General features: G+C 67.6%; 16 protein-coding genes. 7 read left to right on the plus strand and 9 right to left on the minus strand.

The features are described from left to right. Window positions 1–10: 10 nt before the first annotated feature. From ACIBH2_RS13920 to ACIBH2_RS13930, 3 genes are read right to left on the minus strand one after another with little or no spacing between them, the layout of a single operon-like run. Entirely contained in the window at window positions 11–823 is an 813-nt protein-coding gene (locus ACIBH2_RS13920; RefSeq protein WP_397117229.1) for a class I SAM-dependent methyltransferase, read from the minus strand. Beyond that, window positions 793–1,308 carry a DUF2505 domain-containing protein gene (locus ACIBH2_RS13925; protein ID WP_397117231.1) on the minus strand — a complete coding sequence of 172 codons (516 nt, stop codon included), beginning with the start codon at window positions 1,306–1,308 and terminating at the stop codon, window positions 793–795. Before ACIBH2_RS13925 ends, ACIBH2_RS13920 begins: the two co-directional genes overlap by 31 nt. Window positions 1,309–1,339: 31 nt before the next feature. Continuing rightward, entirely contained in the window at window positions 1,340–1,825 is a 486-nt protein-coding gene (locus tag ACIBH2_RS13930; protein ID WP_397117233.1) for a DUF2505 domain-containing protein, read from the minus strand. A 68-nt stretch (window positions 1,826–1,893) separates the two neighbouring features. Between ACIBH2_RS13930 and ACIBH2_RS13935 the strand changes: the two genes are divergently transcribed. The 3 genes from ACIBH2_RS13935 to ACIBH2_RS13945 all read left to right on the plus strand — a co-directional run bounded on the left by ACIBH2_RS13935 (window position 1,894) and on the right by ACIBH2_RS13945 (window position 5,914). Further along, on the plus strand, window positions 1,894–3,039 hold the full coding sequence (locus ACIBH2_RS13935; RefSeq protein WP_397120733.1) for a UDP-N-acetylmuramate dehydrogenase: 1,146 nt from the start codon (window positions 1,894–1,896) through the stop codon (window positions 3,037–3,039). 95 nt (window positions 3,040–3,134) lie between these two features. After that, window positions 3,135–4,343: an Ig-like domain-containing protein gene (locus ACIBH2_RS13940; RefSeq protein WP_397117235.1), complete on the plus strand. Its 1,209-nt coding sequence runs from the start codon at window positions 3,135–3,137 to the stop codon at window positions 4,341–4,343. Between the two features lie 236 nt (window positions 4,344–4,579). Further along, window positions 4,580–5,914 carry a hypothetical protein gene (locus tag ACIBH2_RS13945; RefSeq protein ID WP_397117237.1) on the plus strand — a complete coding sequence of 445 codons (1,335 nt, stop codon included), beginning with the start codon at window positions 4,580–4,582 and terminating at the stop codon, window positions 5,912–5,914. Between the two features lie 16 nt (window positions 5,915–5,930). Here ACIBH2_RS13945 and ACIBH2_RS13950 read toward each other — a convergent pair whose 3' ends face one another. The 4 genes from ACIBH2_RS13950 to ACIBH2_RS13965 all read right to left on the minus strand — a co-directional run bounded on the left by ACIBH2_RS13950 (window position 5,931) and on the right by ACIBH2_RS13965 (window position 10,249). Next, window positions 5,931–7,448 carry a class I adenylate-forming enzyme family protein gene (locus ACIBH2_RS13950; RefSeq protein ID WP_397117239.1) on the minus strand — a complete coding sequence of 506 codons (1,518 nt, stop codon included), beginning with the start codon at window positions 7,446–7,448 and terminating at the stop codon, window positions 5,931–5,933. Next, window positions 7,445–8,197 carry a glycosyltransferase family A protein gene (locus ACIBH2_RS13955; RefSeq protein ID WP_397117241.1) on the minus strand — a complete coding sequence of 251 codons (753 nt, stop codon included), beginning with the start codon at window positions 8,195–8,197 and terminating at the stop codon, window positions 7,445–7,447. Before ACIBH2_RS13955 ends, ACIBH2_RS13950 begins: the two co-directional genes overlap by 4 nt. 130 nt (window positions 8,198–8,327) lie before the next feature. Next, window positions 8,328–9,209, minus strand: coding sequence for a hypothetical protein (locus tag ACIBH2_RS13960; protein WP_397117243.1), 882 nt, complete (start codon window positions 9,207–9,209; stop codon window positions 8,328–8,330). A 2-nt stretch (window positions 9,210–9,211) separates the two neighbouring features. Next, window positions 9,212–10,249, minus strand: a complete 1,038-nt coding sequence (locus tag ACIBH2_RS13965; RefSeq protein WP_397117245.1) for a 3-oxoacyl-ACP synthase III family protein — start codon at window positions 10,247–10,249, stop codon at window positions 9,212–9,214. Window positions 10,250–10,462: 213 nt separating this feature from the next. Here ACIBH2_RS13965 and ACIBH2_RS13970 point away from each other — a divergent pair, with 213 nt between their 5' ends. Next, the gene (locus ACIBH2_RS13970; RefSeq protein ID WP_397117247.1) at window positions 10,463–11,713 is read left to right on the plus strand and encodes a cytochrome P450; all 1,251 of its coding nucleotides are present in this window, start codon (window positions 10,463–10,465) and stop codon (window positions 11,711–11,713) included. A gap of 36 nt (window positions 11,714–11,749) precedes the next feature. Here ACIBH2_RS13970 and ACIBH2_RS13975 read toward each other — a convergent pair whose 3' ends face one another. Next, a complete protein-coding gene (locus ACIBH2_RS13975; protein WP_397117249.1) occupies window positions 11,750–12,319 on the minus strand; it encodes a dihydrofolate reductase family protein in 570 nt (189 codons plus the stop codon). 73 nt (window positions 12,320–12,392) lie between these two features. Here ACIBH2_RS13975 and ACIBH2_RS13980 point away from each other — a divergent pair, with 73 nt between their 5' ends. Both ACIBH2_RS13980 and ACIBH2_RS13985 read left to right on the plus strand, forming a co-directional pair. Further along, a complete protein-coding gene (locus ACIBH2_RS13980) occupies window positions 12,393–12,971 on the plus strand; it encodes a TetR/AcrR family transcriptional regulator (RefSeq protein ID WP_397117251.1) in 579 nt (192 codons plus the stop codon). Between the two features lie 123 nt (window positions 12,972–13,094). Continuing rightward, a complete protein-coding gene (locus tag ACIBH2_RS13985) occupies window positions 13,095–14,642 on the plus strand; it encodes an FAD-binding oxidoreductase (protein WP_397117253.1) in 1,548 nt (515 codons plus the stop codon). On the opposite strand, the gene ACIBH2_RS13990 is transcribed toward ACIBH2_RS13985, so the two are convergent. Continuing rightward, complete coding sequence (locus ACIBH2_RS13990; RefSeq protein ID WP_397117255.1) at window positions 14,639–15,466, minus strand: cyclase family protein; 828 nt, start codon at window positions 15,464–15,466, stop codon at window positions 14,639–14,641. The two genes, ACIBH2_RS13985 and ACIBH2_RS13990, sit on opposite strands and share 4 nt — an antisense overlap. A 323-nt stretch (window positions 15,467–15,789) precedes the next feature. On the opposite strand from ACIBH2_RS13990, the gene ACIBH2_RS13995 reads away from it, so the two are divergent. Continuing rightward, entirely contained in the window at window positions 15,790–16,233 is a 444-nt protein-coding gene (locus ACIBH2_RS13995) for a hypothetical protein (RefSeq protein WP_397117257.1), read from the plus strand. Window positions 16,234–16,259 lie beyond the last annotated feature (26 nt).

The following is a 16,259-nucleotide window of genomic DNA, read 5'->3' on the forward strand; positions in this document are numbered from 1 at the left end:
GGCAGAACGATCAACCATCATCCCCGGAGCGCGGCGCGACCGCACCCCAAGGTACCGACAGCACGCAATCGCGCAGGCGACGCCGCTGCGGACGCAGCGGAAAGCCGTCCTGGCGCAACAGTTCCGCCGTGTAGCGCCACCGCACCCGGGGGCCGAACACCGCCAGCGGCGCGGCATGCAGCCAGGCTCGGTCGGCGGCGTTCAACAGCGCGTGAATGGGCTCGCCGGGAATATTGCGGTGGATCAACGCCTTCGGCAGCCGCTCCGCCAGATCCGAGGGCTTCTCGATATCGAAGGGATCCCAGGCCAGGGTCAGCGACAGCGGGCCCGACCGGTCCAACAGCACCCATGCGCACCGCCGTCCGAGTTCGTCGCAGGTGCCGTCCACCAGGAGCCCATCGGGAGCCAGTCCCGAGAGCATCGTCGACCAGGCCTCGCCCACCGCCGATTCGGGGTACTGCCGCAGCACGTTGAAGGCCCGCACCAGATTCGGCCGCAGACCCGCCAATTCGAAACCGCCCCGGGCGAATTCGACCCCGTCGCGGCCGGGCACCACCCGCTCCGGATCGATCTCGAGTCCGACCACCCGCAGATCGGGTCGCACCCGGCGCAGCCGCGCCGCCAATTCCAGTGTGGTGACCGGCATCGCGCCGTATCCGAGATCGACGACGAGCGGGTTCGGGGCCTCCAGCAAACGACTGGTCACCAGGGTGTCGTGCGCCAGCCAGCGATCACTGCGGCGGAGTCGGTTGATGCCGGTGGTGCCGCGGGTGATCGCTCCGATGGGCTTGGTCAGCGGGCGGGTTCGTGCTCGTCCAGCCACCGCTGCGTCATTTCGGCTTCCGCCCGGAACAGGTCCACCAGATTCACCAGCAGCAGCTGTTCGAGCTTGGTCCCGAAGAACGGGATGGTCACCTGCGCCCGCGAGGAGGTGCGCAGGGTGCATCCGATCTCGGTGGGAAACAGGTGCATCGTGCCGCCGAGCGTGCCGGGGCCGTTCGGGATTTCCGCTGTGTAGGTGCCACGCACCTCGGGTTCGTAGGGTCCGTAGGTCTCGGTGCGGGTGATGACCATGTCCTTGCGAATCATGGTCTGCGCCAGGTCCGGCAGCATGTCGCGGGGCAGCACGTGCCGCAGCGTCACCGCGATGCCCTGATCGCCCGCGTCCAGACTCACCACGTCGTTGTCGGAGTACTTCCGCATCTCCTCGATCCGCGCATCCCAGTACTCGCGGTTCGACAGCGCTGCGTACACCTCTTCGGTGGTGTGCAGCTGATAGCGGGCGGAGTAGTCCAGTCGGCGGGCCATGAGCGGTGAGGTTACCGGCGCGATCCGGCGGTCAGTGCGAAGACAGCCAATTGTCGGTGAACTCGGCCTCGCGGACGAGCAGATCGCTCAGGTTCTCCTGGATGGCGGCCTCGATCTTCTTGCCGAAGAGCGGGATGTTCACCTCGATGGTGCCGTCCACCACGTACTTGGAGCCGGTGCCGTCCTCGGTGAGGGTCAGCGTGCCGCGCACCTCGGCGGGCGCGCCCTCGACGCGAGCGGTGAAGGTGCCCGCGTCACCGGTCCAGATCTCGGTGCGCGGAATGATCAGACCGTCCGGCTTGATGGCCGTGATCTGCTTGGGCAGATCCGCCGCGGGAATGGTCTGCACGAGCTCCACGCGCACCTGGTCACCGGCGATGGCCAGCGATTCGATACGGGCATTGACGCCACCGACCTGCTCGATGCGGTCCTTCCAGTACTGCTCGTTGGCGAAGGCGGCGCGCACGGCGGCGGCGGAGTGGGCGGAGCGCCCGGTGAAGGCAAGAGGTGTCGCCATGGTCGGACACGCTACCGTCTGTGCCTGTGCGTACTTCTCGGGTGGTGCCGTTCGAGCACCTGCGGGACATGCTGGCGACGACCGGCGCGCGATTGCGCGATGCGGTGCCGCTGGCCGAGCTGACGACCCTGCGGGTCGGTGGTCCCGCGCCCGTCGCGGAATGCGACACCACCGAAGCGCTGGTGGCGACGGTGCGCGAACTCGACAGTGCGGGGATTCCGGTGCTGTTGGTGGCGGGCGGCTCGAATCTGCTCGTGGCCGACGAGGGGTTCGCGGGCGTGGTGGTGCGCATCGCGACCGACGGGGTGGAGATCGTCGGGGCGGGGACGCAGATTCCGGCCGACGGGTGTGACCATGGCCGGGCCGCCACCGCGACGCGCGGCATCTATATCGACACCGCCCGGGTGATCGCCGAGGCGGGCGCGAATTGGGATTCGGTGGTCGCCGCCACCGTCGCCGCCGGTTTCGGCGGTCTCGAATGTCTGTCCGGCATCCCGGGTTCCGCCGGTGCCACGCCCGTGCAGAACGTCGGCGCGTACGGCGTGGAGGTGGCCTCGCTGCTGACCCGCGTCCAACTGCTCGAGCGCGCGACCGGCGAGGTCCGGTGGGTGGAGCCCGCCGAACTCGGATTCGGTTACCGCACTTCGGTGCTCAAGCACAGCGACCACGCCGTCGTGCTGGCGGTCGAATTCGCCCTGCGCGCGGACGGTTCGAGCGAACCGCTCGGGTACCGGGAACTGGCCGCCGCGCTCGGCGCCGAGGAGGGCGAGTGCCGTCACGCCGGTGAGGTCCGCGAGGCGGTGCTGCGGCTGCGCGCGGGCAAGGGCATGGTCCTCGACCCCGCCGACCACGACACCTGGAGCGCCGGTTCGTTCTTCACCAACCCGGTGGTGCCGCAGGCGCGGGTCGAGGAAGTCCGATCCGCGATAACGGCACATGTCGGCCCGGATGTGGCGGTGCCCACCTGGCCCGCCCCCGGCGGGGTGAAATTCTCCGCGGGCTGGCTCATCGAACGCGCCGGATTCTCGAAGGGCTTCCCGGGCGAGTCGGCGCCCGCCCGACTGTCCACGAAGCACACGCTGGCCTTGACGAATCGGGGCGCGGCGCGGGCATCGGATCTGGCCGAGTTGGCCCGCACGGTCCGCGACGGCGTGGCCGCGCGCTTCGGTATCCGCCTCGAGCCCGAACCTGTGACGGTCGGCCTGTCCCTGTAGCGGCGTGGCGGGCACCACTGCTGGCCTGGTCAGGGCATTCGCCGTACGCGGGTAACCTCGAGAAAGTGAGCAATCGAGGAGGATCCGCCAGACGGATGGCCACGGTGCTGACCGCGTTTCTCGCCGCGGTGGCGCTGCTGGCCGGATGTTCGTCCGACAATGGTGGCACCCCGGATGCGCCGGACGCACCGGTCGCGAAGGTGACGCTGGAGCCCGGTGACGGCACCGACGACGTCAACCCCACCGCGCCCGTCTCGGTCTCGGTCTCGGGTGGCCGCATCGACCAGGTGGCGTTGAGCAACCCGAACGGCAAGCAGGTGACCGGCGAATTCAATGCCGACCACACCAAGTTCACGGTGACCGAGTCGCTCGGCTACGGCGTCACCTACAACTGGTCGGGCACCGCCACCGGCACCGACGGCAAGGCCGTGCCCATCGAGGCCAAGTTCTCCACCGTCGAGCCGAAGGCCACGGTCTCGGCGACCATCAATATCGGCGACGGTCAGGAAGTCGGCATCGCCGCGCCGATCATCGTGCAGTTCAACAAGCACATCGACGACAAGGCCGCGGTCGAGAAGGCCATGGTCGTCACCAGCAATCCGAACACCGAGGGTTCGTGGGCCTGGCTGCCCGACGACAACGGCGGTTCGCGCGCGCACTGGCGGCCGAGGGAGTACTGGACCCCCGGCACCAAGGTGGATATGCAGGCCAAGCTCTACGGCGTCGATTTCGGCGGCGGCAATTACGGCGCGGCCGATATGAGCACCGATTTCACCATCGGCCGCTCGCAGATCGTGAAGGCCAATGCCCCCAGCCACCGCATGCAGGTGGTGCGCGACGGCCAGGTGATCTTCGACTTCCCCGTCAGCTACGGCGAGGGCAACGAGGACCGCAATGTCACTCGCTCCGGCATCCACATGGTGACCGAGAAGTACGAGGACTTCATGATGTCGAATCCGCCGTACTACACCAATGTGCGGGAACGCTGGGCGGTGCGCATCTCCAACAATGGCGAGTTCATTCACGCCAATCCGGAATCGCTGGGCGCGCAGGGCAATACGAATGTCACCAACGGCTGTATCAATCTGAGCCCCGCCGATGCGCAGGCCTATTTCCCGACCGCGCTCTACGGTGACCCGGTCGAGGTGACCGGCACTCGGATCCAGCTGTCGGCGGCCGATGGCGATATCTACGACTGGACCATCGACTGGGACACCTGGAAGTCCATGTCGGCCTTGCAGGGCGAGCCGAAGTCGGTCGTCTCGGCCACCCCGGTGCCGCCGGGGCCGGTGCGCGGCAACTGAATCCGCCTATCGGCGGACGCCGCCGTCGTGGAAATAGTCCTTGGCGATCAGGCCCTCGATCGCGTGCTCGATGCTGGCGGTGCTCACCTCGGGCACGATGATCAGATTCGACTCGGTGTAATAGGCGCTGCCCGCGGCGAATTCGTCCTAGGTCTCGCTCATAACCACCTCCGCTTACCGTCGTACCCACGGCGGTGCGGCGGTAATCGGTTATGGTCGGTTGGCTAGGAGGACCGATGGGCGTATCGACAACGGCGGCACAGCATGTCGTGCGGCCCTTGAGCCCCTCGGAGCGGTGGTTCTGGATCATCGACCGGATCTCGCCGTCGAACTGCACGGCGCGGGTACGGGTGCACGGGTGGCTGACGCCCGAACGGCTCGACCGCGCGGGCGCGGCGCTGGTCGCGGAGTATCCGCTGTTGCGGGTGGGGGTGGAGCACGGGGACGGGTTCGATCCGCGATTCGTGCGGCTGCGGGAACCGCGCATTCCGGTGCGGCGGGTGGTGGCCGCTGGGGGTGACGCGTGGCGACCGGAGGTCGACGCGGAGATTCGGGAGCCGTTCGATACGGCGTCGGGAATGGCGCGGTTGGTGGATATCGCGCATGGGGTGGGAACCCCGGACGAATTCCATGATGTCGTGCTGACCGTCTCACATGTCATCGTGGACGGCCGTTCGGCGATGTCCTTGCTGCGCAAGGTGATCGAGTACGCGGCCGAGGAGGTTGAACCCGTCTCGCGGGCGGCCGTCCCTCCGGCGGACGACCTCATACCCGCTGGGGCGCGCGGCTTTTGGCGGTATCTGTACACGACCTTGTACGACCAGGTGGTGGCGCTGGTTCGGCGGCCGCGGCTGCTCAGTGGGGCCACGCAGGTTCCGCTGCCGGAGCGTCTCACGCGGGTGGTGCACCGGAAGCTGGATGCGCGGGAGCTGGCGGCGCTGGTGGCCGACTGCCGCACCGCCGGGGTCACCGTGCACGGCGCGCTGGCCGGGGCGGTGGCGCTGGCGATCGGAAAGATGGTGCGCCCCAGCGGCAGTGGTGTAACCGGTATCGGGTCGCCGGTCGACTTCCGGCATTCGCTCACGCCCGCGCCGTCCGTCGACGAACTGGGTATCTACGCGCCGGTGATCACGAACTTCGTGCGCTTCGGGGGACGAGAGACGCTGTGGTCCGCGGCGCGATCGGTGAATCGGCAGGTGCACAGGGGAGTTCGGCAGCGACGGCACCTGGCCACGGTGGCCGGTATGCGCTACGGGACACCGCGTTCGTTGGAATCCGGTTGGCGGCTGGTGGAACTCATCGATCGGCGGGCGCCGTGGAATGTCTCGGTGACGAATCTCGGGCGTATCGACTTTCCGGACCGGGTGGGGGAGTGGCGGACCTCCGATCTGACCTTCGCCGCCGGGAACTCCTGTGTCAGCGCGGTCACCATCGCCATCACCACCGCGCACGGTGAAACCCATATCGAGTTCTGCTATGTCGAGGGGGCGCTGTCCGCCGATGGCGCGGAGCGTTTCGCGGATCTCGTGGTCACGACCCTGGCCGAGCGGCCGGACCCGGCGCGGGTCTGACGCGCCGGGGTGAGCCTCAGGAATTCCGGGTCAGCAGGGTGCGCAACGCGGCCCGGTCCGGCTTGCTGGTGCGGCCGCTCACGGGGATCTCGTCGACCATGACGATCTCGTCCGGAAGCGCGGAAGTGTCTATCAGCCGCGGCAATTCGCGCTCGAGGCGTGCGCGCACCGCCTGCGGTTCGCCTGCCGCGACCACGGCCAGCAGGACGCGCTCGTCGCCGATCTCGTCGGGCACGCCGATCATGATCGCTTGCCGGACACCATCCACCCTCGCGATCACCGGTTCGTACAGCCCAGGGTAGATATTGGTCTTGCCGCGGATCAGCATGTCCTTCTTGCGGCCGATCAAAACGATTGTCTCGCCGTCGATTCGGGCGAGATCGCCGGTGTGGATCTCCTTCAGCGGCTCACCGCCCAGATAGCCTCGGCAGAGGTTGGGACCCGAGAGAATCAGCTCACCGTCGTCGGCGAGGCGTGCGTCGACACCGTCCACCGGTGCGCCGAGCGGATCGCCCGCCTCCGCGAAGGCCAGTTTGGCGGTGCCGGTGGTGATGGCGACGGGCAGGATCTCCGTCATGCCGTAGATCGCGAGGAATTCGCAGTGCGGCAGTGCGGCTTTCGCGCGCCGCAGGAGTGCGGTGGTGACGGGAGCGCCGCCCAGCGACACCTCGCGCAGGCCGGTCGGGGCCGCGAGGGACCCGGCTTCGATGGCGCTCAGAGCCACCGCCAGATCGGCGGGGGTGAAGAAGGCGTGGGTCGCCGCATCCAGGGTGCGCGTGAAGCCGATCGGGTCGATATGCGTGCCGAATCGGGGGTAGCGCGGCATCGACCACCGCGCGCCCGCCATGAGCGCGGGCAGGCCCATCATGAGCTGTTCGGTGTGCAGATGCGCACCCGGTCCGAGAGTGCTGCGCCCGGCCATGGCGGCCAAACCGGCACCGAGCGAACCTCGGGTGTGCACAACGGCTTTCGGGTCGTCGGTGGTGCCGGAGGTGAACACGATCAGCGCGTCGGTATCGGGTTCGACGGTGACCGGATCGCCCGTGGTCGGCTCGAACAGCCGCCGCAGCGGTATCGAACGTCCCGGCGTGCCCGGTAGGCGCGGGCCGCTGTGGATATGGCGGACCGGAAGTTTGCCGAAGGCGGGCAGCGCCAGACCCCGCGCTCGGCCGAGCCGGTGCAGCGGACCGCTGAGCAGATGAAGCAGCGATTCCGTTGCGGCCCAGGTGGGTTCGACCACCGCCAGGCGGCGGGCGAACAGCTCCGGGCCGACGCCGGGATCGACGAAGACGATGGTGCCCCCGGCGGCAATGGTGCCGAAGATCAGCGCGACGGCGTCCACGCACGGGCGAATCGAGAACAACATGCGATCGCCTTGGCGAAAACCATTGGCGTGCAGCCGGTTCGATACCGTGTCGATGACCGTGACCAGTTCGGCGTAACCGAGCGGCCGCTCACCGATCATGCCCAGCGCGGGCGCGTCCGGGTGCCGCCGAGCCTGTTCCCGCAGCAGGTCCAGAAAATCGGCGCTCACCGAATATCCACCAGTTCCGGCTTGTAGCGGTGATCGGCGTACCAGGCGAGGGTGTTCTTGATACCCCACGCGCGCACCCGTCGATTGGATGCCCGCACCCGCACGTCGCGGCGCAGCCCGTAGTCGGTGGTGATCATGCGCACCGCGTTGACCAGCGCCCGGTCCTCGTGCAGATCCTCGATGGCCGTGCGCGGGAAACCGCCCGCGGCCTCGTAGAGCTCCGCGGTGATCGCCATATTGCACCCGGGCGTCATCACGTACGGTCCCAGGTAGCGCGGATCCTGGTTGCCCGGACGGAACTTGCCGAAGGTGGAGGCCACCTCCAACGCCACGCGAATGACGGTGCGGTCCAACCACTTCACGCCCTCGTCGGTGCGCGGAATCAGCTGACCGCTGACCAGCCGCAGACCGGAGTCGAAGGCGGCGTGCACCCGCGCGGTCCAGTCCGGGTAGGGCAGGCAGTCGGCGTCGGTGCGGGCGATCCGGGTCGCACCCTCGGCGATGGCGTACCGAATGCCGGTGTCGGCGGCCGCGCCGGTGCCCTTCTGTGTCTCCGCGACGATCTCGATCCGCAGCTCCGGATGGGCCGAGGCGAAATCCTTCACCACGGCCGCCGTGCCGTCGGTGGAGTTGTTGTCCACCACGACCAGTGTGAAATCCCGATCCCGCTGGGCCGCCAGCGCGGCCAAGGTCGCGCCTATGCCCTGTTCCTCGTTGTAAGCGGGCACGATCACCCAGAGCTTGCTCATGTCCCCTCCCGAAGGCCCGGGCGCCGAATGCGCCCACTACCGGGATCGTGTCGCCGCGAGCCGGTGTTATCGCTGTTCACAGGCATCGTCGCGGATCTCACGGCCGGAGTCGATGGCGCAGTTGCCGATCTCACGGAGCCAGTCGGTATGTGGTGGCCGCCGCTGCCGGTCCCGCACCGGCCGCCACGAACAGCACCGCCTGCTGGCCGTCGAGCTTGCCTTCCTCGCGGGCAGCCAGGTAGGCGACGGGCAGCGCGGAGGTGTGCGCGTCGCCCTCGGTGCGGTCGGCGCAGACCGCGTCGGCGGGCACCCCGAGCCGCTCGGCGAGCAGTTCCGGGAAGTCGGGGGTCGGCCGCCCGCACACCAGCACCGTGCGGGTGATGTCGATATCGTCGACCTCCACCGCGGCGAGCGCGGATTCCACGGCATGTTTGAGCAGTGCGTTCACGGTGGTCTCGGTGCGGTCGACCACCACCGTGGAGCGCCCGGTGGTGCCCATGTCCGGCAGGCGCACATAGCCGACGGCCGCGGGAACGTCTTCGGTCGCGCCGACGTGCAGGCTGCCGAAACCCGCTCGACCGTCGCCTCTTTCGAGCAACCAGGCGGCACCGACCGGTGTAATCGGGAATCCCGCAACGGGTTCGGCGGATTTCGACGGGTGCGAGTCGCCCGACACGATCAGAACCCGGTGCAGCGCGGTCGATTCCAGCAGCGCCTGGCCGACCTGTACGGCATTGAGCACGCCGCAGGCCCCGTTCATGAGATCGAACGACAGACACGGCACATCCCCACTGCCGTATTCGAGTCCGATGCCGACCTGCTGCTGAATCAGCGCGGACATGGCGGGTTCCACCATGTTCGAGTCTCGGTACACGCCCACGTTGATGAGGGCGTCGATCTGGTCGGGGGTGGTCGCGGCGCCCGCGATGGCCTGCCGTGCGGCCCGCGCGGCCTGCTCGATGGAGCTGCCGCCGCCGGTGACCGCGGCGGCCGAGGAAATGACGATGCCCATGCTCAACCCACCCGAAGCTCTCCGAGGGTTACCGAAAGGAACCCTGCCACCACACCCGACGCCGCGGGGACCATCAGTACCTTCGCGCCAGCGTGCAGGCGCTGCTGTCGCAAGGCGTCGTGCAGGACGACGAAATGCGATGTCGAGGCGGTGTTTCCGTATTTGTCGAGGACCGCGAGCCCCGGGGGTACGGCGGCGTCGAATTCGCGTTCGGCGATCTTGTTGATCAATTCCACCGCGGGACCGCTGAATTGATGATGAATCACGTAGTCGTAATTCTCCGCGCCGAAACCGCTGCCCCGCGCGCGCAGGAAATCCTGCTGCCGGGTGGTCCACAGCAAATATCTGGCTTCGTTGTGCATGGCGCGATTGTCGGTATACAGCGCGATACCGGAACTCTTGTCGCTCGGCATTCCGAGGCACAGCTGCGCGAAAGCCGCGCTGGTATTGAGTTCGACGTAATCGATGCCCTCGTCCGGGCCGCCCTCGGCGTCCAGGATCACCGCCGCACCGGCGTCGCCCACGGTGAGCGAGGCGAACTGCGGGTCGTACTTCTCCGAGATCTCCCGCACCGCGGTATCGGAGATGGGGGTGATGCGCTCCCCGGACACCACCAGGCCGCGGCGCACCATGCCCGCGCGAATCATCCGGTCCAGCACCAGGACTCCGGTCATCATGCCCGCGCAGGCATTGGAGACGTCGAAGTGGATGGCCCGGTGCGCGCCCAACTCGTTGCGCAGGATGAGCGCGAAGGAGGGTTCGAGGGTGAAATCCTCGTCGCGGATACGGGTGATGGAGCAGGAGATGATCACATCCAGATCCGCCGCCTCGTACCGGGAATTGCGCAGGGCCTCCCGCGCGGCGGCGGCCGCCAAGGTGAACGAGTCCTCGCCCGCACCGCATTTGCGGCGTGCTCGCACCCCGCTCACTCGTTCCAGGTCCACCGGATTCTCGATGGCCAATTGCTTCATCAGTTCCGCGGTTGTGACCTCGGCGGCGGGCAGCATCGCGCCCACCGCTTCGATTCGGGATCTCACCATGTCTTCAACTCCAGACAGCGCTCGGTTGCGGGCGAGCGTAGTGGGGCCTGCATTTCGATTATGAAAATTCACTGGTTCACTCATGTGATGTGAACTACATTGCACCGCAACGTCGCAATGGCGTACGCAGATATATCGAGGCGACGGCCCCGAGCCGTTTCGACGTGACGATCTTCGATGTGGCGGATACGTCCCGAGACCAGGGGAGATCCCATGCTCACTACCGCCAGACGCCATGAACTGGCCCTGCTCGCCGCCGGACAGCCCTGGCTGCCCGCCCTCTTGGTGGCGGGCCGCCTCGCCCGACCCATCCGCAAGGTCCCCACACTCGGCTGGTTCGTGGCCGATCCGGCGGTCGCGCGCCAGATCTACAACGACCACGCGCACTTCAGCATCGTCTCCGAGGGGGCTGCCGGGCACTGGTGGGCGCAGGTCATCGGTGACTGGGTGGAAGACCTCTTCGAAGGTCAAGGCCACACCGAACTGCGCACCAAGGTTCGCGACCTCTTCGCCGCCAAGCACACCGACGACTTGGTCGCCCGGGTCATCGGTCCGGCCCTGAAACAGATCTCGGCCGATCTCGCGGCGGGCGGGACGGTCGATATCGCCGAGCGCGCGCGAGTTCTGGTGGGGCGCAGCGTCTCCGACCTGGTGGGGATGGAGCCCGCCGATATTCGCGCCTTGTTCGCGGAGGGGGAGGGCGGCCGCGTGGCCGCCGAGGGGAACGGGGTCGACGAGACGATGTCGGACGACGACGAGCCGTTCCGCATTCTCTTCGACCATGTCGAGGAGTTGGTGAACCTCGGCATCGGCACCATGGCCTCGACGACGCTCGACCCGGTGGCGCTGGAGCGCGCCCGCACGTTGGCGGCGAAGCTCTCGGCGGCGGTCCCCGCCGCCTACGAACGCGCCGACGGCAACACCACGCTCGGCCGCTGTCGGGAATTGGGCCTGGATGTCCAGCACGCCGCCGGGCTCGCCATTCTCATGGCGGTCGCGGGCACCGACACCCTGGCCAGCGCCATGACGCGCATGATCGCGCTGCTGCACGACAGCGGTGAGCAGCACGCGCTCCTGGCGGCTCCCGATCGCCTGCCCGACGCGGTGCGCGAGACGCTGCGCGTCACCAGCCCCGCCTATCTCGTCGGCCGCTCCGTCACCGCCGATGTGGAGATCGCGGGCCGCCAGCTGCGCGCCGGTGAGCACGTCAAAATCCTCACCTGGTCGATCAACAATGCGGTGGGAGACTTCAAGATTCACCGCGACTACGTGCCCGAGACTCGCCAACTGTGGTTCGGCGGCGGGCGTCACCTCTGCCTCGGAGCCCAGCTGGTGCACTCCGAACTGGGTAGCCTGCTGGAGGCGTTGACCGCTGCGGGTCGCCCTTTCGAGATTGTCGAACGCCGTTACCGCCGAAAGGTTTTCATCCCCACCTATGAGACCCTGCGTATCCGCCTCGCGTGATGCGAGGCGAATACGCGGGGCCGCAATGGTTTTCGGTCAAGCCCGGTTGTACCAGGTGACCTGGGTGCCGTTCTCGAACTCCTGCCGCCGCACCACCTCGAAATCGGTCGGCTTGAAGTTGCCGGTGAACGCGCGCACGCCATCGCCCGCGATCACCGGATAGCTTTTGATCACCAACTCGTCGATCTCGTCGAGCACCTGCGCCCCCAATTTGCCGCCGCCGAGCCAGATATCCAGGCCCTCTTCGGCTTTCAGCCGCCGCACCAGCCCGACCGGATCGCTCGGCACGATCTCGACCGCCGGATCGGCCTGCCCCAGCGTGCTCGACACGACATAGGTCTTCAGATGCGCGTACGGGTTGGGCAGCCCCGCCGCGAGCCCCGGCTCGTAGGTCCCGCGCCCCATCACGATGGTGTCGTAATGCCGATTCGGCGCATCGTCGGGGATCCCGAAGTGCGGCCGAGCCGCCGTCGGCAGGGTCTCCGGGTACTCCTGCCCCAGCCACGCGGTGAAGTCCGCACCCAGTGGCATGAAGTCGATGGTGTCGCCGGGCCCGGCAATGTACCCGTCCAGCGACATCCCGACGAAGTAGCTGAGCTTTCGCATTGGTTTACCGTCCCGTTCGTTGTACTCTGCTTGAAGTGGTCCCAACGTAGTACTACGAATGGAGTGGTGTCAAGTGGTGCGCACGAATCCCGAACGTCGGCAAGCCCTACTCGACGGCGCGATCGAAGTTCTCGCCCGAGACGGGGCCCGCGGCCTCACCTTCCGCGCGGTCGACAAGGAGGCCGCCGTCCCCCCGGGCACCGCCTCCAACTACTTCGCCAACCGCGACGACCTCCTCGTCCAGGTAGGCCACCGCTACTACGAACGCCTCCAACCCAGCGACGCGGCCATGTCCATGCTCACCGAGGGCCCCCGCACCGCCGAAACCATCACCGCCCTCATGACCGACATAGTCGACCGCATAACCAACTTCCGCACCGGCTACCTGGCCCAACTCGAACTCCGCCTGGAAGCCACCCGCCGCCCCGAACTCCAATCCCTGCTCACCGAACGAGTCCAAGCCGACCTCACCCTCAACATCCGCAACCACCTCGACTCCGCCCTCCCCGGCGACGAGGACACAGTCCTACTCCTCTACTTGTCCCTCAACTGGCTCATCCTCGAACGCCTCACCCTCCCAGGTATTTTCACCGAAGAGCAGGCCAAGGCCCTGGTCGCCACCGCCGTGGACCGCGCCATCGGCAAGGGGTAGCGAAACCGCCTCGGGTAAGCGTCCGACGGATTCGGGCATTTTTGACATACAGTGCTTGGCGCGGGCAATGGCCGAGTGGGTGGTTGTTGTCGCTGGTTGCTGTAGGACGCTCGAGGGGCCTGTATGTCGTTGGCGCGCCGCAGATTCATCGCCGCCGCGGGGATTGGTGCCGCGGCGAGTGTGTTGCGGGTGGCCGGGGCGGGGGCCGTCGAGGCCGGGGTGGTGCGGCCGGGGGATGTGGGGTACGCGGAGTTGAGCGGGCGGGGGTACAACCGGCGGTTCGTGGCTCGGGCGGAGAAGATTTTCGTGCCTTCCAGTGGGGAGGAGGTGCGGGGCGCCGTCGAGCGGGCCGTGGGGGAGGGGCTGCGGATGGCGGTGCGGTCGGGTGGGCATGGGTTCGCGGACCTGGTGGACAACGATCGGACGCGGGCCATCATCGATATGGGGCGGTTGGGGGGCGTTCGTTGGGATGGGGAGTATCGGGCGTTCTCGGTGGATGCGGGGGCTGATCTGGGAGCGGTGTACGAGCGGCTGCTCGGGGAGTGGGGTGTGACCGTGCCCGCGGGGATTTGCAAGGGCGTGGGAGCTGGCGGGCATTTCGCCGGGGGTGGGTACGGGCCGTTGTCGCGGCGGCTCGGTCTGGTGTCGGATCATCTGTACGGCGTGGAGCTTGTGACCGTGGACGCGAGCGGGAAAGCGTCGATCGTGGTTGCTACCAGGGATGGGCCGCATGCTGATCTGTGGTGGGCGCACACCGGGGGCGGGGGCGGGAATTTCGGGGTGGTGACTCGGTATCTGTTGCGGTCGCCGGATTCCGACGGGGGCGATCCGGCGGCGGCGTTGCCGAAACCGCCTGGGCGCGTGCTGAGTACGCGGCTCGTACTGCCCTTTCTGACCGAGGAGGCATTCGTTCGGTTCGTGGGGAACTACCTCGCGTTCTTCGAGCGGCATTCCGCGCCGGGGGATCCGTTCGCCGGGCTCTACGCGCCGCTGCATCTACGGCCGGGATTGGTCGGGTCCGACGTCCTGGTGGTGCTCGACGGGGAGCGGTCGCACTTCGAGGAGTTCGTCGCCGCGATATCGGACGGTGTGCTGCCGCCGCCAGTGTCGTTGCCGCTCAACGAATTCTCCTACGGCGACACCTTGGCGAATGTCTACTACGCCAAGGGCATGCCGGGGTTCCGGGTGAAGGCGCGATCCGCGTATCTGCGCAAGGCGTATTCGACGGATCAGCTGCGAATCCTGCACCGCTACTTGAGCGATGTGCGCTTCCTCGGCGAATCTCAGGTGGAGTTCCTGCCTTTCGGCGGTGCCGTCAATGCGGTGGCCGCCGACGCTACGGCTATGCCCGCACGCGATTCGTTCATGAAGATGCTCATTCACGCGGCCTGGCGACTACCCGGTGACGACGAACGGTTCGTGGCGTGGGCACGGGAGATGTACCGCGACGTGTACGCCGAGACCGGCGGTGTCCCGGTGCCGAACGACGCCAACGGTGGGGCGTACATCAACTACCCGGATCCGGATCTCGCGGACCCGCGGTGGAATGGCTCCGGCGTGCCATGGCACGCCTTCTACTACGGCGCGAACTACGAACGACTACGCCGGATCAAGTCCGAGTGGGACCCGAATACCCGTTTCCAACACAGCCTTTCGCTCGACCGACCCTAGACCAGCGCGAGCACGCGGCACGGTCCACCCGTCCCGCCCGCATGCTTGGGCGCACCGACAATGACGGTCGCACCCGACGGCGGCACCTGCGCCAAGTTCGCGAGCATCTCCACCCCGTACCGCCCCGCCCCGAGAAATACCGTGTGCGCACCGAACTCGCGACTCGCCGCCTGGTCCAGACTCAACGTATCGACGCCCGCGCCGACGATCCCGCGCCGCGACACCAGGAATTCGGCCGCCTCCACCGCGAACCCCGGTGCGTGCGGCCGCCCGCCGATATCCAGGTTGAGAAACGCGCCCGGGACGGCCAGCCGTCCCTCCCATCCGGAATGCATTGCGACGAAAGCGCGTTCGGGTATCGGGCCGTGCTCGTCCTCCCACCGCTCGACATCGGACACCGTGACCATCGCATCGGCGTCGACAGCCGCCTTCGCCGAGATGTCGACGACCACCAGTGGCGCGACGAGATCCGCCGCCGAGATCAGATCGACGGACGCCGCACCACGCACCCGATGCAGCGGCGCGTCGACATGGGTCCCGGTGTGCTCCCACAGCACCAGCGCGTTCTGACCGAATCCACCGTTCTCGTGCCAAGCCACCGGCGTCCGCACGAACGGTGGATTCCCCGGCCACACCGGAAGTTCCGGCGTCAGCACATGCGTCAGATCCACCACCGACCCGAAACCGCCGGGCCCTCCTCGCGCGACCCCGGCCCCCGACACCGCGGCGACCGCCCCCAGCCCGGCGGCCCCGAACCAGGCCCGCCTGCTGAACCGCCGATCGGCCGCCTCATGGGCGACCTGGACGATCCGCGGTGCACACATACGACTTCCCTCGAACGACTTCGTAATGTCCTGCTGCACACCGTTTCACGTCCGCACGGTCTCGGGTGCCGTTTTCGATCTCCCATAGAACTATGTGAGCTACGCGAGGATTGTGGCGTTGGTCACATAAGGTTTAGATGTCGCGGTCTCGCCGGATCGCTATGCAGCAGAAAGGGTTTCGAAATCCGGATTTCGGCTGTCGTCGCTTTGTTCGTTGTCCGAGAGCAGGTTTGATCTTGTCGGTCCCCTGGGATACATGTTGTTCCACATCGCGGCCGACAATCCGTTCGGCGCGGGGGTCGGGGAGATTCGAGGAATTGATCATGGGTCGTCGGACTTTCAAGAATGCCGGTCGTAAGGCGCTCGTCGGAGTGCTCGCCATGGGCGCGATTGTGGCCGGTATCGGCGCGGGCGCCGGTGTGGCTTCGGCGGAAACGGGCGTGGCCGTACAGCAGCAGCCCGCGGTGGTGCAGGTGGTTTCCACTCCGGCGGATATCGCCACTCCGGTCGCGGTGGATATCGCTACCCCGGCGGCGACGAATATCGCCACCGATCCCAATGCGCAGAATCACGATCCGCTGGCGAATGGCGTCGCCGCGGGCGCGGGCGCCGGAGCCGTGGTGCACGCGGTGCTCTGCATGCTGGTTCCGGGCGCCGGAAGCGTCGCGGCCCCGGCCTGCGCCGTGGGCGGCGCGCTGAACGGTGCGCTGCTCGGACTGCTGGTCGGCGCGCTCGCCCCGCAGGTCGTGCCCCAGGTCCTGCCCTGATCTCGTGACGAGAAGAGCCCGGGTCC

Origin of the sequence: Nocardia sp. NPDC050406 (assembly GCF_044459025.1) — a bacterium.
GTDB lineage: Bacteria > Actinomycetota > Actinomycetes > Mycobacteriales > Mycobacteriaceae > Nocardia.

Bases quoted from the DNA above. Each gene is read 5' to 3' on its own strand.
- ACIBH2_RS13925 (WP_397117231.1), bottom strand. From the start codon at position 1,308: ATGGCCCGCCGACTGGACTACTCCGCCCGCTATCAGCTGCACACCACC.
- ACIBH2_RS13930 (WP_397117233.1), bottom strand. From the start codon at position 1,825: ATGGCGACACCTCTTGCCTTCACCGGGCGCTCCGCCCACTCCGCCGCC.
- ACIBH2_RS13935 (WP_397120733.1), top strand. From the start codon at position 1,894: ATGCTGGCGACGACCGGCGCGCGATTGCGCGATGCGGTGCCGCTGGCC.
- ACIBH2_RS13940 (WP_397117235.1), top strand. From the start codon at position 3,135: ATGGCCACGGTGCTGACCGCGTTTCTCGCCGCGGTGGCGCTGCTGGCC.
- ACIBH2_RS13945 (WP_397117237.1), top strand. From the start codon at position 4,580: ATGGGCGTATCGACAACGGCGGCACAGCATGTCGTGCGGCCCTTGAGC.
- ACIBH2_RS13955 (WP_397117241.1), bottom strand. From the start codon at position 8,197: ATGAGCAAGCTCTGGGTGATCGTGCCCGCTTACAACGAGGAACAGGGC.
- ACIBH2_RS13960 (WP_397117243.1), bottom strand. From the start codon at position 9,209: ATGGGCATCGTCATTTCCTCGGCCGCCGCGGTCACCGGCGGCGGCAGC.
- ACIBH2_RS13965 (WP_397117245.1), bottom strand. From the start codon at position 10,249: ATGGTGAGATCCCGAATCGAAGCGGTGGGCGCGATGCTGCCCGCCGCC.
- ACIBH2_RS13970 (WP_397117247.1), top strand. From the start codon at position 10,463: ATGCTCACTACCGCCAGACGCCATGAACTGGCCCTGCTCGCCGCCGGA.
- ACIBH2_RS13975 (WP_397117249.1), bottom strand. From the start codon at position 12,319: ATGCGAAAGCTCAGCTACTTCGTCGGGATGTCGCTGGACGGGTACATT.
- ACIBH2_RS13985 (WP_397117253.1), top strand. From the start codon at position 13,095: ATGTCGTTGGCGCGCCGCAGATTCATCGCCGCCGCGGGGATTGGTGCC.
- ACIBH2_RS13990 (WP_397117255.1), bottom strand. From the start codon at position 15,466: ATGTGTGCACCGCGGATCGTCCAGGTCGCCCATGAGGCGGCCGATCGG.
- ACIBH2_RS13995 (WP_397117257.1), top strand. From the start codon at position 15,790: ATGGGTCGTCGGACTTTCAAGAATGCCGGTCGTAAGGCGCTCGTCGGA.